The sequence below is a fragment of the Fortiea contorta PCC 7126 genome, from assembly GCF_000332295.1.
In the GTDB taxonomy this organism is placed as follows: domain Bacteria; phylum Cyanobacteriota; class Cyanobacteriia; order Cyanobacteriales; family Nostocaceae; genus Fortiea; species Fortiea contorta.
Map to the genome: position 1 here is coordinate 767,077 of NZ_KB235930.1, position 17,195 is coordinate 784,271.

The 17,195-nt window shown below is 39.1% G+C and carries 12 protein-coding genes; 7 read left to right on the forward strand and 5 right to left on the reverse strand.

Annotated elements, in window-relative coordinates; all coding sequences use genetic code 11:
• Nucleotide 1 precedes the first annotated feature (1 nt).
• Genes MIC7126_RS0103655 through hpsE (MIC7126_RS0103665) form a run of 3 tightly spaced genes read right to left on the reverse strand, consistent with a single transcriptional unit; the run spans nucleotide 2 to nucleotide 3,101 of the window.
• Nucleotides 2–1,135, reverse strand: coding sequence for a glycosyltransferase family 4 protein (locus MIC7126_RS0103655; RefSeq protein ID WP_017651765.1), 1,134 nt, complete (start codon nucleotides 1,133–1,135; stop codon nucleotides 2–4).
• Nucleotides 1,136–1,167: 32 nt separating this feature from the next.
• Nucleotides 1,168–2,136 carry a hormogonium polysaccharide biosynthesis glycosyltransferase HpsE gene (hpsE, locus tag MIC7126_RS0103660; RefSeq protein WP_017651766.1) on the reverse strand — a complete coding sequence of 323 codons (969 nt, stop codon included), beginning with the start codon at nucleotides 2,134–2,136 and terminating at the stop codon, nucleotides 1,168–1,170.
• On the reverse strand, nucleotides 2,133–3,101 hold the full coding sequence (gene hpsE, locus MIC7126_RS0103665; protein WP_017651767.1) for a hormogonium polysaccharide biosynthesis glycosyltransferase HpsE: 969 nt from the start codon (nucleotides 3,099–3,101) through the stop codon (nucleotides 2,133–2,135). Before hpsE (MIC7126_RS0103665) ends, hpsE (MIC7126_RS0103660) begins: the two co-directional genes overlap by 4 nt.
• Nucleotides 3,102–3,589: 488 nt before the next feature.
• On the opposite strand from hpsE (MIC7126_RS0103665), the gene hpsA reads away from it, so the two are divergent.
• The 5 genes from hpsA (at nucleotide 3,590) to MIC7126_RS0103695 (ending at nucleotide 11,084) form a co-directional block, all read left to right on the forward strand.
• Nucleotides 3,590–7,906: a hormogonium polysaccharide biosynthesis protein HpsA gene (gene hpsA, locus MIC7126_RS0103675; RefSeq protein ID WP_017651769.1), complete on the forward strand. Its 4,317-nt coding sequence runs from the start codon at nucleotides 3,590–3,592 to the stop codon at nucleotides 7,904–7,906.
• An 18-nt stretch (nucleotides 7,907–7,924) separates the two neighbouring features.
• Nucleotides 7,925–8,617 (forward strand): prepilin-type N-terminal cleavage/methylation domain-containing protein, encoded by a 693-nt coding sequence (locus MIC7126_RS28555; RefSeq protein ID WP_017651770.1) that lies wholly within the window; start codon nucleotides 7,925–7,927, stop codon nucleotides 8,615–8,617.
• Between the two features lie 244 nt (nucleotides 8,618–8,861).
• Nucleotides 8,862–9,884: a PilW family protein gene (locus MIC7126_RS0103685; RefSeq protein ID WP_161606834.1), complete on the forward strand. Its 1,023-nt coding sequence runs from the start codon at nucleotides 8,862–8,864 to the stop codon at nucleotides 9,882–9,884.
• A 21-nt stretch (nucleotides 9,885–9,905) separates the two neighbouring features.
• Nucleotides 9,906–10,439 (forward strand): prepilin-type N-terminal cleavage/methylation domain-containing protein, encoded by a 534-nt coding sequence (locus MIC7126_RS0103690; RefSeq protein WP_154655823.1) that lies wholly within the window; start codon nucleotides 9,906–9,908, stop codon nucleotides 10,437–10,439.
• A 63-nt stretch (nucleotides 10,440–10,502) separates the two neighbouring features.
• Nucleotides 10,503–11,084, forward strand: coding sequence for a GspH/FimT family pseudopilin (locus tag MIC7126_RS0103695; RefSeq protein WP_017651773.1), 582 nt, complete (start codon nucleotides 10,503–10,505; stop codon nucleotides 11,082–11,084).
• 12 nt (nucleotides 11,085–11,096) lie between these two features.
• Here the strand turns inward: MIC7126_RS0103695 and MIC7126_RS0103700 are convergent, their stop codons facing one another.
• Nucleotides 11,097–14,141, reverse strand: a complete 3,045-nt coding sequence (locus MIC7126_RS0103700; protein ID WP_017651774.1) for a type ISP restriction/modification enzyme — start codon at nucleotides 14,139–14,141, stop codon at nucleotides 11,097–11,099.
• A gap of 237 nt (nucleotides 14,142–14,378) precedes the next feature.
• On the opposite strand from MIC7126_RS0103700, the gene MIC7126_RS0103705 reads away from it, so the two are divergent.
• Entirely contained in the window at nucleotides 14,379–14,783 is a 405-nt protein-coding gene (locus MIC7126_RS0103705) for a nuclease A inhibitor family protein (RefSeq protein ID WP_017651775.1), read from the forward strand.
• 191 nt (nucleotides 14,784–14,974) lie between these two features.
• Here MIC7126_RS0103705 and MIC7126_RS0103710 read toward each other — a convergent pair whose 3' ends face one another.
• Nucleotides 14,975–15,802 carry a DNA/RNA non-specific endonuclease gene (locus MIC7126_RS0103710; protein WP_017651776.1) on the reverse strand — a complete coding sequence of 276 codons (828 nt, stop codon included), beginning with the start codon at nucleotides 15,800–15,802 and terminating at the stop codon, nucleotides 14,975–14,977.
• 424 nt (nucleotides 15,803–16,226) lie between these two features.
• Here MIC7126_RS0103710 and MIC7126_RS0103715 point away from each other — a divergent pair, with 424 nt between their 5' ends.
• The gene (locus MIC7126_RS0103715; RefSeq protein ID WP_017651777.1) at nucleotides 16,227–16,610 is read left to right on the forward strand and encodes a hypothetical protein; all 384 of its coding nucleotides are present in this window, start codon (nucleotides 16,227–16,229) and stop codon (nucleotides 16,608–16,610) included.
• The last annotated feature ends 585 nt before the right edge of the window (nucleotides 16,611–17,195 follow it).

A 17,195-nucleotide genomic window follows, 5' to 3' on the forward strand; every position in this document is an offset into this window, starting at 1 on the left:
ATTATATCTTGTTATTTTTCAGTTTTAACAACGCTTGTTCAACACCATCAACCATTTTATTTACATGAAAATTTTCCAAAATGTGATGACGACATCTCATACCTAATTGCGGATCTAAATCTTGCCATTTCAACACCGAATTTATAGTATTTGTTAAATCTTGAATATTTCCTTTCTCGAAAAGCATATTTTCAAATTCACCAGTCAAAATTTCAGGAATACCGCCAGTCCGACTAGCCACTACAGGAGTTCCGCAAGACATAGATTCAATAATTGAGCGCGGACATGGCTCAGACCATAAACAAGGTAATACCGATATATCACTAGCCTGATAAACAGATACAGGGTCAGAAACATGACCAAGAAAACGTACATCTTCTGCTATTTTTAAATCTTTTGATAACTGTTCTAGGGATTCCCGATAATTATTATTTTGAAGTAGTGGTTTTCCGGCAATTAATAGTTGAGATTTAATTCCCGATTTGAGAAACAAAGCAAACGCCCTAATTAATATTTCTAGTCCCTTGTCTTTATCTAATCTACCGATGTAAGAGATAATTTTAGTATTTTCTGGAATGTTTAATTGTTTTTTATTAATAGCTAATTCACTTGAAAAAATAAATTTATCTGTATTAATTCCGTTATGAACAACATCAATTTTATTCTCTCTAAATCCTCTCTTCACCCAATCAGACTTGGTTTGATGAGAGACTGCAATCAGTTTACTCACATTCTGCATTCCTACATACCATTGAAAACCAAATTTTCTGGGTGGAGGTAAGCGCAGATGACAAACAAAAGGAATATTTTTCGATACAGCTAAAGTATAAGCAAAAAAACTATTGTGATATTGATTGCTATAAACTAAACTATCTTGATTGGTTTTTATTCGCACATGAGCATCAATCAAAGAACGGCAAGATTTGATAATATTTTTAGACTCAATTCTATAAGTATTGACTTTGATTAATTCGGTGCATAAATCCTGATATTTACTAATTAACTCACCTTCTTTTAGATAAACTAAACTAATATTGTGTCCCCGCTTACTGAGTCCATGACAAACATCATATAAGCTGATTTCTTGTCCACCGCGGTTAGAAGATAATTCATTTTCTAAAACAATAATATGCATGATATTTTCAATAAAAATTAGATTTTATTTGGCTAGTGTAAAGTTAATAATCTAGATATTTTTAATTTGCTTAAATAGAAACAACTTAAAAAAGTTGCAACTAGTCGCGTCATTTCATAAGCAGCAACATCATCACTTTTCAAGACTTTTTGGTGTCGGATATAATGCAAAATTATTTTGCAGATATCAGTAAAAATATATATAAAAAAAGCAAAAGGTCTTTGCCAATTTTTGAGTAGAAGCATACGCAAATGATAGCGAGCTAAACCAACTCCGCGCATGAGAGAAATTAAGTAATCTTTTTCTAAGCGCCAAGATGGAATAATGTGGTCTACTATCATTGCTGGGTTATACCAAATTTCCCAACCAGCACGGTGAATGTATAGTAAAGATTCGGCGTCTTCACTTCCTAACATAGATGAACCAATTCTACCAACTAAAAAAAGGCGAGTTGGGACATGTTCTTTCCATACATTTCTGCGTACAACTAAACCAGCAGAAGGAGGAAATCCCTTTTTATGAGGTTCATATATCTGAGGTTTATCGCCCCTTTCTGTTATTGCGAGATAAAATAAAATCGGCTTGAGTTTTGCAGGTGGTTCTACTTCAAAAGCACCATGAATTTGACTAGCGCAGGCTCCTAATTTTGGGTGTTCTGCGAAAAATTTATGCGCTTCTATAATCCAATTAGGTGCTGGTAAATTATCATCATCCAAAAAACCAACAACTTGTCCTCTAGCCTCAACTATAGCTCTTGTTCTGGCAAATGCCGCGCCTTGTTCGGCTTCAAAAATGTATTTTAACGGAAATGAATGAGTCCAATTATTTTGATATTCATCAATAAGTTTGGCTGTATTATCTACACTATTATTATCGACAACAATAATTTCCCAATTAAGGTTTTCTACTCCGATTTGATTAATTAAACGTTCTATGACTACTGGTAAACGCATCTCTCCGTTATAAGTAGGAATGGCCACAGTAAAATCAATATTATTCATTGTTTCTCCAAATTTAGATAGCCATTTTTCCACAAATAAATAGGACTAATTAAACTATTTAATATTAGTTCCATTTCACAAGCAGCCACTAAATCAGTCTTAACTTTGGTGCGATATTTGAGTAGATGAAATAATATTCTGCTGGTGTCAGTGATTAGATAAATAATTATTGTCAATGGTATCAACCATCGTTGAATACCTATGCTTCGAGTCACATAACGGCTAAGTCCGATTCCCCGAAAAAAGGGAATTAAATAATCTCTTTGTAAACGCCTACTTGGTATTTTGTGGCTCATCTGCATTGTCGGGTTATACCAAATTTCCCAACCTGCTTTTTGCATGTAAGACAAAACCTCTAAATCTTCACTAGTCAACATATTTCCTGCGACTCTACCTGTTAAAATGCATTGACTAGGAACACTTTCTAACCAAGCTTGTTTACGCACAACAAGTCCCGCTGAAGGGGGTAATAGTTTTTGGCGCGGGTCGTACTTTATAGGTTGTGTTCCTCGTTCTGTAATTGCTAAAAATGGAGCAATTCGATGAAAATTGTCTGGGGGATTAATTTCAAAATCTGGAGAAATTTGACTTCCACAAGCGCCTGCTTTTGGGTGTTTCTGTAGAAAAGCATAAGCAGATACAACCCAATCTGACGCCGGCCAGTTGTCATCATCAACAAAGCCAATCAATGGAGCGCTGCTTTCTTGGATAGCTCTTTTTCTGGCGAAAGCCGCACCTTGTTGTTGCTCAAAGCAATAACTTAAAGGATGAGCATCTGGCCAATCTAGTTGATATTCTTGAACAATTTTCGCGGTGTTATCAGTGCTATTGTTATCGACTACAAGAACTTCCCAATAGAGAGTTTGGTGATAAACTTGCGATCGCAATCGCTCTAACACTTGCGGTAAGCGTCTTTCACCATTATATGTACAAATTGCCACAGTTAAGTCAACAAATGTGGTCATACCTAGCAACCTCACACAACAGCAGTCTGATCATCAAAGAGCTTTGGCTGAATTTTTTCCCTTAATGGATATCTATTATTGGGAGTGAAAATCCTGGTCTTTACAACAAAGGGTGTGTAAGCGTCAGTGCAATATAACCGCTTTGTGCTCGTTTTTAGAATACCCAGATCATCGTCAGAAGTAACACTTTGTGATAACACTTGCCAAAGTAAAAAACAATAATTATTAGGTAAAATTTTTGTGATCAACAATGATGTTTTTTTAAACTCAATGGGTATCCTTAATTTGTAAAGGTAGACGCCGATAATTCCCAATATTCTTACTGGAATTGGGTGTGACCTAATTTCCCAAATCTTGACGATATATACTTGGCGGGGTGTGCGATCGCACCCCCTTATCAGCGTATCTGTCGTACAAGTTTTTTGGCTGGGGATGATTAAGTAAACACAAGCGTCTACTCTCACAATTTTGGTTTGAAACAGATAATTATGATTAAGCGTAAACGCACCAGGGGATTTACCCGTACCTTACTAAAAATTTTTCAAACTCTCAAAAGATTTTTCATCCGCAATATTCAATGGCTCTTGCGTAGCCTACCTAGAACATCTCGAAGACATAAAGAAAGTGGATTTGTGCTACCAACAACTGTCATGCTTTTATTGATAGTAACCTTGGTAGTAACAGCTTTACTTTTTCGCACTTTCAGTCGGACAACGCAAGCAATTAGCGAACGCCAACAGCAAGTAATTTATAACACGGCGACACCAGCAATTGACCGTGCTAAAGCTAAGATAGAGTACCTATTTAGGCAAGATACTCGTTTACCTGCTGGTGTACCTTCAGATAGCACCATACAAAACATCTTTCAAGCGCCTGCTAGCGGTGATGACGTTTATAAATTACCTGATGAAACACGCCTAGATTTTAAAGACACTAACAATAACCCTGGCATTGGCTGGTATTTTAGACAAAATAATAAAACAATAGCCTACTCAATTATCTTTAAAAAACAAGTAAGAAATACCACTGGTAGTGGTAATGCGGCTTCCGTCACAGATAGTGCTAGTAATAAAGCACCTTATTTAGTTGTTCGCAACGGGCCTGTAAATACTAGTAATTCGGGAGGAATATGTGATACCACAATTCAATTAGCATCGGATGAAAGAGATTGGGAACCAATTACTTCTGCTACTTTAGCTAAAACTTTTCAAGTGACTGCTTTTGCTGTTGAGAACGCCAACAAAGCAAATCGAACAATCACGACACTAGAGTTACAACAAGATAGACAAGCGGATAAAGGTAATAAATGGGGAGCTTATTTCCGCTACGATTTAGAACTATTTCATGGCTCCTCTACTAACTTCCGTTGGAATGGGGCAATGCACAGCGATGCTAATATGTTCTTAGCGCCATACGGTAGTTTTAGAGCCTACTTGATTAGTTCACCTGCATCTTGTGTGAATACGTCTGCCAACGACTCGAAAATCACAGTCAGTAAGTATTCAGATACGTCAGGAAATGTTACCTTTGAAGGGCAAATCGCCGCCGGTAGATTAGCTCAAGAACCGAATGAAATATACGGTGGTAATTCAACAATTGATTTGTACAACGGCAGTTTAGCACCTACTGGCTCCCCTTCTTTAACAAAAGATAACGACTCTGTTACTCCTGATAATGCTAACGAAAGTACTATCTTGCCAGCACATATTGCAGTTGAACCAGTGGCTCTGATGACACAAGATGTATTTAAATCACGAGGTTCAGATACAACAAATACAAGCTACAGAACCACAGACTGGAAATCTAGCAACTTCGTGCAAAGAAAGAGAATTTATAATGAGGAGGCGATTCCTCCTTATCTAGATGATACTTATCGGGCTGACAATCGCTATGGCCCAAACCCCACCTATGATGGCAAGCCGTTCGCCAATAGTCAAATCAAAATCCCCTCTGCTAGCAAAGCTGGCGATGTCATTCCCTCCACAGACACCAATTACAGCGCCCTCACCAGAAATGATCCTCCTACTAATAATCCCGAAGCAGTTGGTTTAGATGGTTACTGGGAAAGACGAGCAGTTAAAGGAGGTTTGCGAGTTGTTGTGGGACAAAGGCTGCTACTGGGGAATCCATTAGCTGTGCCTACAAACGCCGAACTTCCTTCTAGTAGAAAACATGAGTTTCTGCAGCGCCGCACTCAAAGGGATAATCTATCTGCTGTCCAAGCTACGGCTGTCTATCACTACAAAAGCGGGAGCGGAACCACACCCGTTGCTTGTATGGCCACAACAGTTCATCCAGGAACTGCGGAAACACTCAAGCGCAGTGCTACCTTTGAAACAATCAAGTTCCGAAATTCTGCTGATACTGAACTAACACGGACTATTAGCGACTTTTTCACAGGTAGAGGTACAAATGGTTGGGAATTTAGCTATCCTGGTGCGAGTACTGCTTTAGAAAATGCCAGAAAGAATTTGGCAGATTTCGCGGGAGATCCAGATGGGGCTTTTCCAGCTAAACAAGAAGCATCGACATCAACCATCATGCACCCCTATCCCGAACTAGCTAGATATGGGGACTTTTCTAATCTGCGTCGGGCGCTGTCAGGTACGAGTATTGCAGATGAAGCCTATAAAGATACGGCTAATTGTCTATTGGGGATGTTGGCTTACAACATTAATTATTTGAATGATTACGATTATGGCAAAAACTGGCATCTAACAAATACTTCAGCGCTTTTGGATGATTTAAATGCAGCTTTATTAACTGCTGCAAGTTCCGTTGCTGTCAATCAACCAGAACAAGCGATCGCTGCTTTAGAAGCTTCTTCAGTAGATAATAAAGTTGAATTAGTTAAACTCGCTAAGCTAATTGCTGCCAAAGAGCAAGTAGACCGCGATCGCCGAAATAACGTCAGTTACACTTGCACCAAAACCAAGTTTAATGCACTTGCCACTGCTTTGGATAAATTGTGTCCGGCTGGTGCGAAATATGAAGCTTTGTACTACATTTTTCCCACCGCAGACCATGCTGAAGCCCGTACTGACACATATATCACCGGCACATCGGTCAACCCAACTTCTCTAACAACCCGCTACAAAGCTATTACTATTGCAGACATAGCCGCTACCACTACCCCAAATACAGGAACTTGGAGTGTACCCAGAAGTGATGTTACTGCCACTGTTGGTACTGCTAGTAACCTACCTAATAACAACACAACAAATTTAAACAACTTGGTTAGATATATTGATGCAGCAGGTACTACAACATACTATCAAGTTGCTTTTAAAGATGCCGCCTTATTCAATGGTCGGGAAATGATGAATGTGCGGGTGTTGGACGTTGACCTGAACCTGCTGCGGACAAATAGCCTCAGTGGTGATACATGGCTACCGATTAACGATAACACTGCTACCGATACTAATGCGCCTCCTCCCAACGGTCTAGTATACGCCTTCCGCGAAGATGCAGTTAGAGAAGATGCGATCGCCAGACCTGTCCCGACAACAACTCCTACCACGGCTATAGAAGGCATGAATGCTACTCCGGGGAGTCTCAGAGACCCCGTTGTCTCTAGTAACGGTATCAGCGTCAAACCTGTAGATTATTTTCCTGACCCAGACCGCCGTCCTTTTGGCTTTCGTTTGAAAAACGGCTCTAGATTAGATCGTGGTACAAACAGTGCAGGCATGACATTTGTATCAGATAATACTGTGTATATTCAAGGAGACTTTAATTTACACAGCACTGATGGTACTAACTCTGCCAGCACATTATTAGAAGAGTTCAAAAATGCCGATACCACCAGTGCTACCCCTGATAACCAAGGTAAACTCAAGGACGACTGGAGCAACTTTTATACACGAAATCGCAAGGATGACAGGTTTGCAAAACCAGCAACAGATACTTGGCGCCCCACAGAGGTGCTCGGTGATGCTGTCACTATCGTGTCAAGTAATTTTTGCGACGGTAGCATAGAAGACGGCATTATTTACCCCAACGTCACTCCCCCGACCGATTTACCTACTAGGTATGGTTGCGATTCGACTACCAGCGGCCCGCAATACACTTCCTATCTCAACCAAAACCGTCCCAGTGCAAAACTGACTGACTTTCTAACCACAAGAAAAGGTTTAAATGATAGTGCTTGGGCGCGGGAAAATCCCGCCGATAGCGCCTCTCCCGTCAGAATATCTGCAACCGGCAAACCTTGGTATCTGAACACTAGCAGCACTGAAACACAATATGAGGAGATGAATCACCCCCTCCCATCGAGTCCTCCATCGCCCAAAACGTACCTGAGATTCAGTGAAACTGATCCAAATTGCACCGTGGTTGCTACTAGAAAATGTGTCGGTGTGGCTTCCGCAACGAGAGTGAACACAATCCTGGTTCAAAACATTATTCCCTCTCGAGGTCAACAATCCTATGGCGGTTTTCACAACTTCCCACGGATGATTGAAAACTGGAATGGTAAGGACTTACATATCGGTGGAGCTTTTATACAGTTGAGGTTTAGCACTCAAGCCACAGGTCTTTTCGACCAAGATGCTTGGGAAGTTGGTACTAGCACTACTACTGCTAGCCAGGAGCGATATTTCAACCCACCCAATCGTCGCTGGGGTTATGATGTCGCGCTCCAATTCCAAACAGCAGGCCCTGTCGCCCGACGCTTCAAAACCCCAGGGACTACCCGCAGTGAGGTTTATCGTGAATTACCTTTAGATGATCCATACATTCAGAAGCTGCGCTGTGCAAAAGACTCAGATGGAAACCAGATTGATTCCATCGCTAGTTGTACTTAAAGTCAAAGGGGGGATAAAGTGTCAAATCAATCAAGCTTGTTAAAAATTTATTTTCAACTACAAAAGCTAGTTGCTAAAACCAACTCAACGCAGGGGTTCACCATCATTGAATCGCTGATGGCCATAGTGGTAATTACTATCCTCTTAGTAGCAATTACACCACCAATTTTTTTAGCAGTAGCTACTCGTGTTCAAAATCAAAAAGCTGAACAGGCCATGCAATTAGCACAACGTCAAGTTGATGAAGTGCGAGTATTAATTGAAAAGGGAAACTACACCAATGATAATTTGACAACGATTTTACCTGATGGAGGAACAGGTGCGGCTGATGCAGTTGCTGCGCCTACATCATCATTTACCTGTAGTCCGCTCACCAGTGCTAGCGCTTGTGAGTTTGATGTTAATAACGATGGGAGAACAGATTTTTTTATTCAAAAGTTTCGCACTAAATCAGCTACTCAAGGAGGCGTAGTAGTTGCTTTTAATATGGGTGTAAGAGTGTATTCAGCGCTAGCTAATGGACAATCTGGGTTAGAAACAACTCAAGCTTCTCTTAAATTCACCACAGAGCAAGGAAGTCAGCGCAAGTATCCTTTAGCAGTGATTTACACTCCCATAGTCCGCAGCGATATCAAAGATTCTTTGAATAAATACAGGGAATTTTTGAATCCTTCTCCTTCTCCTTCTTCTTCTCCTTCTCCTTCTCCTTAGCAAAGATGTAGGTTGGGTTTCGTTCCTCAACCCAACACCCAAAGTTTTGCAATTGTTGGGTTTCACTCCGTTCTACCCAACCTACGTTTGTTCTGCTCAGATACCCGACTTCTTCAAGAAATCGGGGATATCTGAGAATTTTGAATGTTAATTATCTGCTCTTTTGTAATTAGCTTTAACAAATATGAATATCAAAAATCTGAAATTTTTCCTTAAATTTCGGCGAAGTTATCCAAAAAAATCTGTGACAGCGGGATTCACTCTCATCGAACTTTTAGTAGCGCTATTAATTGCTTCTTTAATTATTTCGGCTTTGTTGTCGTTGGTTGTGGATTTATTGCAAGTTGACCGCAGAGAAGCATCTCGCACTGAAACTCAGCGGGAAATGCAAATGGCTTTAAATTATATAACTTCAGAATTGCGGGAAGCAGTTTATGTTTATGATGGCAATTGTTTTCAAAAAACAGGCCAAGGAAATATCACAACTACATCCGGTGTCACAACTGTAGACCCAAATTATTGTCCTGGTTGGGAAAACCACTTACCAATCGATTCATTTACTAATCAAACACCTGTGCTGGCTTTTTGGAAACCAGAAACTATTATTGATGGGAACATACCTGATCTTTCTACTTGTACAGGTACCACAGCACAAGAGTGTAAAGACCTGCGAGTTAAGCGTCGCGTCTACACATTAGTAGTTTATTTACAATCAACTGATAAGTCTGATAATAAGTGGCAAGGAAAATCTAGAATTACTAGATATGCTTTAAGTAAATACAAAAATCTTCCTACTGAACTGGAGCAATCTGCAGGATATGTTGACCCATCTTTGGAAGATGGTACTAGTTTTCAAACATGGCCCAGAAATAGCAAAGGTGATAACTTGCAAAAAGGGACTACAGCGCAACGATTATCAGATATGGCGCTTAATGCACCAGATGTTTTAGTCGATTTTGTCGATGATCCTGATGCAACTGATGTTAAGGTTCCGGAGTGTGACACCAGCAAAAATTATATACGCAGCCCGAAAACAACAATTAACACCACAACTGCGACAACTAGCTTTAATAGCTTTTTTGCTTGTGTGAGAACTGTTGTACCGACTACAACATCGGTAATTGTTCCCAGTGGGATTAACCAAGATGTAGTTCTTTATCTCAGGGGAAATGCTAATGGTAGACCTGGAGTTAGCAATGACGGTTTTCGTCCAGTTTTACAAACGCAAGTACTTGTCCGTGGCGTAGTTAATAAAATTCCTGAATAATATTCGGTTTGGAGACGACAGATGAAGATGTTATTACTGTTGAAAAAATCAGAGGCTGGTTACACTTTATTAGAAATGCTTGTTGTTGTGCTGATGATTGGTGTTTTGTCAGTCATCGCTGTACCCGGTTGGCTGGGATTTGTGAATCAACAGCGATTAAATACTGCACAAAATAAAACTTTGACATCATTGCGAGATGCTCAAATCAAAGCCCAAAAAGAAAAATTGCGTTGGCAAGCTTGTTTTTGGGATAATGGTACTCAAGTTTTTTCATCTGTGCAACGTGTCCCTGCAAATAACAATTGTCAGGTGACTAATGGTGAACCTTTGATTGAAAAATCTCAGAATATAAAAATACTTAATTCTTCGATGGTTCAAGCTCCTATTAATAGTGGTTACTATCGAATTCGGTTCAATCATGATGGTTCTGTAGTAACTGGAGAAAAGGGTAAAATTACTTTTGCACCTCGCAATGCTAGTGCTCCCAAAGCTTGTGTGATTGTGGAAACTTTGCTAGGTTCAATACGCTCTGTTAAAGATGCTAAATGTGATTAATTTGTTGCATTGATTAACCTTTTCTGATTTTTTAATGTAAAAAATAACCAATTTGGGTAACAAATGGCAATAAAATTAATAGATTTTTTATTACGTGTGCATTTACAAAATTTAGTTAAAACAAAAAATATATTGAAAAATTCTTCTAGCAGTGGTTTTACACTACTAGAAATATTGGTGATTGTCATACTACTGGGGATATTAAGTGCGATCGCTATTCCTAATTGGCTAGCTTTTGTAGATATTCAGCGTCTCAATACTGCCCAGGATAAAATTTATGTGGCTATGCGTCAAGCTCAAACTCAAGCTATCAAAGAAAAATTAAATTGGCAAGTTAGTTTTCGTGAACAAAATAACACACTTCAATGGTCAGTTCATCGAGCCACGGTTAATGCTTCTAGTAGTGATTGGAATAATTTAGACTCAAATATCCGCTTGGATAGTGAAACGACTTTGCGTTTATCAAACGGTATCAGCAAAGTTCAATTTAATTACAAAGGTCATCCCCAAGAGTTAAGACGCATCACACTATATAGTACTTATGGTGGTAAAACTAAACGCTGCGTTTATATTTCTACGCTTATAGGCGCAATACGACGAGGAAGGGAGCAAACTCGACCTAAAGACGGGGACTATTGCTATTAACTACAGAAAAATCTATTCCATCTGTTGAATAATTTCTATTGTTTCCACACTAACAGTGCAAACTCTGCAGAGCAAATCTATCACTTGTTCTTTATAATCTGCAAAGCGATAGGTGGAGAATTTAGCTGCAATTGTTGGATCTTTGGGCGTTTTTTCTTTATATTGGTCTAAAATCCACTCTAGAGCGCAGCGATTTCCTAGGTGATATTTCCAAGCAGTTTGGGGAACATTTTTGAGAGTAGTTACATCGTCTATGATTAGTGTTGCCTGATTTTTGTCGGCTTTGAGTTTTGCTTTGGGAGTCTTGTTTTTATCTGGCTCCCAGGGCAAATCAACCCTAGTTAAATTATAGGGTGTAACTGTTTCATAATTAATGTGTAAATTCATTAATTTTTCACCCCAGCTAACCCATTGGTGAAAGTCTGCGTAGAAAGGTAAACGGGGAAATCCTCGTTTCAAGTTCACTTCATATTTGCTGCGGTAGGTGGGATTGTGTAAGACGGCGTAAGTATAGTGAAAGATATCTAGTTTGGTAATTGTTGCGTCTTGATAATGGTTTTGGAACTGCGATAATCCCCAGTCGGTGATGTTATCTATGCGGTTTCCTTCTTTGTCGTAGCGGTAGAGGGGGAGACATTGAGTACCACCACTAGCGGGACTAACTGCGTTAAGATCAACAACGGAATTAGCTGAAATTACAGTAAAAGGTTTATCCTCAGATTGCCCCATAAAACCAATAATCTGATTTTCAGTATCAGGATTAGGAAAAATAGATGGTAATTGATAAGTTCTTCCATTAAAATGCTTATCAAAATAAAGATATTTCTTGGTAAATGGTCGATAAATACTCTCAACTATCGAGCCAGCATCAAACTTTTTATTGATACCTCGCTCCAAGTATTTATTTAAATCCATATCCCATTTAATATCAAACCCTAATTCTTCTGATGTTCTCCGTCTCCGTTCATACACATCTACAAAAAACTTCATCCGGTTCTCTAGTTGAGATTTCGAGAAGTCATATACCCATTCATCGCGTTGGGTTGCTACCCCTCTAGAAAATAATTTAAATATCGCTTGTTCTCCTATTCCAGCTTTGACATCCTTAGTAATAACTGGAATCAGATGCTCAAAATCATTATCTGATAAATTAATCCAATTGTTTCTGTCATCAGGCTGAATATGTGCGAATGACATTTGCTGAAATGGTGTTTTTGCCAAAAAATTTAGCTTGGCTTCTGCAGAGTCTTCTGCAATATTTGAATAGAAAATTTTGCTCTTAACTTTAGAATTATTCCGCTCTCTTGGAAAGTTCTGATCCGAGGAAGCCTCCGCCCAGACTTTCCGCTTTTTTACCAGGAAACTGATAGCTGTACCAACCTTGACACCAAAAACACTCCCCGATTTATCTCCTCTGCGGATATTTCCACCCAAATCAATAATATAGATATCGCTAAACTCTTCGGAAACAACTTTCCTAAATCCGTCAAAAGTCCTGCTGTCAATAAACGAGGAATTAGTAATTAACGCCACAATTCCATTTTGACTCAGCCTATCAGACGCCCAGCGCATAAACCGCACATACATATCATAAAGTACAATCTGATTTTGTGCTGTCCCGTGTTTAATGTAAGTTTCTTTGATGCGTTTATCGACCTCTGGATAAACCCGATTAGCATTTTTATCGTTAAAATTTTCTTGTCTGGCGTTATAAGGTGGATTCCCAATAATCACCGAAATATCAGTTTCATTTTGTCGCTTGATTCTTTCTGTATTTTCAACCGACATAGCGAATAAATCTAATTGCTTACCCTCAAAAGATGTATGTTCTAAAGAATCGACAAAACAAATATGTGCAAATTCATCATACACACCCATTTTTTGTTTATAGGTGTATTCAATATTCAAATTTGCAATGTAATAAGGCAAAATCGCCACTTCATTACAGTGAATTTCTTGCTGATATTTATATTCCAAACTATCTTTCGGTAAATAATCTATCAATTCTGTGATAAACGTCCCTGTTCCCGTAGCTGGATCTAAAATTTCGACATTTTTATCAGATAGCAACTTTCCAAAATGTTGATGCACTAAATAATCGACACTTTCAATCATGAAGCGCACAACTTCGTTGGGAGTATAGACAATTCCTAATCTATCAGCAGCTTTGGGATTATACGCTTTATAAAAATTCTCATACAGAGACTTCAAAAAGCGCTGCTTTTCCTGGTGATTGTGAATACTCGCAGCCGTTCTTTTAATTACACCATAATAACTCTCAATACTACCTAAAGTATTTCTTTTGACGCTACCTGTGAAAAAGGTATCAATTACCCGTTGTAATTCTCGCGCAATATTATTTTCTCTGTGAAACTGGGATTCATTAAATATATTGATAAAAATATCTTCGGTCAAAATATGCTGAATTATCATTTCCCGAATATCCAACAAAGTGATTTCTGGATTAATCGATTCTTTGCAGATTTGCCAAAATTTTTCTCTAGCGTTGTGAAAAGCTATATTTCTATCTGCTTGACTATCAATCAAGTCTCGCAGAGTAATTAAAATCGTCGGTAAGTCAGCTTTAAAGATTTCAATCGCCCGGCGAAAATCTTTTACTTCTGGGCGAATATAGTTAATAAAAGTGGTGATGATTCCATCCAAAGACTCAGCATCTTTCATGGAGATGCGGAGATTTTCTCGCCCACCTTGAATTAAAACTGCTGTTTGGGAATCTTCAAAGAGAATATTACTATCTGGGTAGCCTTTCGCCAGTTTTTTTTCAATTTCTTGGTCAAGATTATCATCTTCGTCTTTGCTTTCCCAATAACCCCAATCCAAACGCAAAGCATCTTTAACCGTCCCATCGGGATAAACAAGTTTACCGCTGGGGGTTTTATAATCTAGTTCAGGAATCAACCTAAATTCTCTAGGTTTGCAATATTCATTAACCAAATTTTGAAAAGCAACACGAATTGATGTTTCCTTCCGTGAACCACCAAATTGAATGATTTTTTCTACTTCTGCGTGATATTGTCTAACCAGAAGTTTGGACATTTTAATAAAAATTTAATATTGTTAAGTCAACATCACTGTAGCCTCATGAACTAAAGATGGTATGCTGAGGATAATACCCAAATTTACAGAAATATTATTTTGTGTTCCGTGAGTCTACGGTTGAGAGTCTTAATCATCCAAGCATAAAGTAGTTTGCAATTCTACAGATATCTTTTCTGGAAAGTTATTGTGTCCGCACATATTTAGACAAATAACCAATAATCAATAATAACTACTATGACTAATACCAATTCTGAAATTATCAACCAACTGGAACAAGCGGCTGATGATTTGTTGTTCATGAGCGAATCTGAATATCCTTTTGAGGTGTTTCTTTGGGAAGGTGTCGCCCAACTCACACCAGAGAAAGTTGTAGAAAAAACTAATCATCCTCCAGATACCGCTACTGAAGTAGTAGGAGTTGATGATTTTTTTAGAATAGCTACACAAGAAGAAGATTGGTATGGTTCCGAGGAAAAAGAAACTGTACAAAAATTCCGAAATCTTGTGCAAGTAATCAAAGCCAATTTGCAGAACCCGCAAGTATATCGCCTTAGCGAAACTGAGATTGATGTTTATATTTTAGGCACCACACCATCATCTGATTTAGCTGGGCTTTCCACTAAGGTTGTAGAAACTTGATTACAGCGATTTTCAGGAAATAGACCACGCTTTTCGGGCACAGCAATGCTGTGCCCCTACAATGAATGTGGTTCAAATACGTGAAAAGTGCTGTAAATAATTCGTAATTTGTAAATGATTAGACTTGGTGCGTAAGTAATTTTTTTCTGGCGCTTGGGTGCGAAGAAAATGTCTCAGGGAATGTCCAATGCTTATAAATTATCTACTTTGCTTTCGATAACTTCTTGAATATTGGGCGAGATATTCGAGAGAAAATTATAGCCTGTGAGTTTTTCTAATTCGTCAACGCTGACTTTATAAGTTCTCCAGTCGCTGTTAATTCCTTGTTGATTGGGAATATTAACGGCAATAATGCGAGTGGTAGCGGTGATATCTTTAAGTGCAGAACCGGGTTTGTCTAAAACCACAACTATTTTCCAGGTTGTTTGCGGAACTGTGACTTTACCTTTTAATGGTTCACCTAAGCTCCCGAAAGGCCCAGCGACGATATAAAGTTCTTTACCCTGGGCGATTAATTCTCGACAATAGTCTTCTAAATTTCCCCATGTGTTGCGGTTATTATCGGCACTTTGGGGCATCATGTTAGTCATGAGGAAAGTCGCTGCATTATCTTCTTTTGTTTTGGTGCGGTCTGCAGAAGGTGCAATATGTCCTCGGTCGTAACCGGAACCAGTATACATTGCCGGAGTGACGCGCTCCCAACCTACGGGTAATGTGCTGTCGGGGCGAAAGTTGTTTTGACGCTCTGCGTCTCCTAACCATGAGGAGTTAAGTTGCCAGCTTGCCCAGTTAGCTGTTCCTTTGCTACGGTTATAGGAAAGTGCATATTGGCTTTTGACCATTAGGTAATTATCTGGTGTGATGCTTGTGGGACTAGCGCTGCTGGGATTTCCTAAGAGTAAATGTACACTAATTGACGGTGCGAGTTGGATGGTAGGTAGTTCTTGGGATTGAGCGGGTAAACAGCCAATGAGAAGGGTGAGTAAAGCCGCTACACTCAAACAACGACGAATTTTCATAAGTTTTTTATTTGTTATTGGTTATTTGTGAAAGCACAAACGAATATCTATTGTTAGCGCCGTGTCAAGCCTGTGACAGAGCACCACTATAATTGCAACGCCTCTATAACGGTTTCCAGTCAAGTATCCACTGTTGTGTCTTGCCAAAGCTGATAATTTTTCCAACGATTGAGTACAACTAAGTACATAAAAGTGTCAAAATCAATGCGAGAGCCGTTTTAAACAAGTGATACCATTTTGAAAAAAGAATGGGACAGATCAATTGTAGGGCGTACGGTTGTTCGCCCTGATCAAGTATTAATGTGTTGCAAAGATTATTTGAATTGGTATGAGTAATTTGATGGACAGCAGACCACAGGACTAAGTTAGGCGATATCGCTCAAATCACAATTTTGGCAATAGAAAACAGTCCTGGTAAAATATCATGGCAGATGTCAACGGTACTTGGCTAGGCACTTATTGGCAACAAGGTATACCCAATCGCTTTGAAGCAGTCCTTGTCCAAAGTGGCGAAACTTTGAGCGGCTCAATTCTAGACGATAATTATTTAGGCGAAGCCTATCTAAAAGGTAAAGTTATCGGTCGCCAAATTAGCTTCACCAAACGCTATCTCATCACATCACCTGCTCCCATCAAATACACAGGTACCCTCTCAGACAACGAAGATTATATCCAAGGAAAATGGCAAATCGGATGGCGTCACTCCGGTGCTTGGGAAGCGCGACGCAGCCAAGACAATTTGACCACAGACTTAGAGGATGTTTTAAAAGTCATGATTGATGTATCAAATATTTTTACCCCACCCTAACCCTCACGCCACTTTCCTCAACGGGGGGAACCCCCGCACGGAAGTGGCTCCCCTTGTAAAGGGGAGGGAACCGGATTTTTCTTGTTTCCCCCCTTTATAAGGGGGGACTAAGGGGGGTAACAACGTAATTAAAATCACAGCCAATCACTTTTAAAACAACCTCTTACAAACTCGCCTCAAACAACAGATTTCTCTGAGCAATGGTTAATCATCTAGAACGAGATCAGGTGTAGTGGCGATCTAATTCTCTGGTATGATGTCAATACGTCGGTTTTATGCTATTTTACCTTGACGGCGACATCCAAGGGAGCGCGGTAACAAGGCAAGAACTCCTTTCGTCTTCTGTAGGGTATTTAATTATTTCTTAATCTAGTTAAGTTTATTATCTATTGACCATAAATTACCTTGATATTTGCTGGCGATCGCATCAAGAACAGCCGCACAAATTCAAAAAAGCTTCAATATTTTTTTTGTGAGATGGAAATAAAAAACAGTAGCAATTTTAACTAGTTATTTTATTTTTTTTTATCACCAGTAAAAAATTTTTGGCAATTAAACGCTGAATATAGCTAGTTTTTTGCTTAA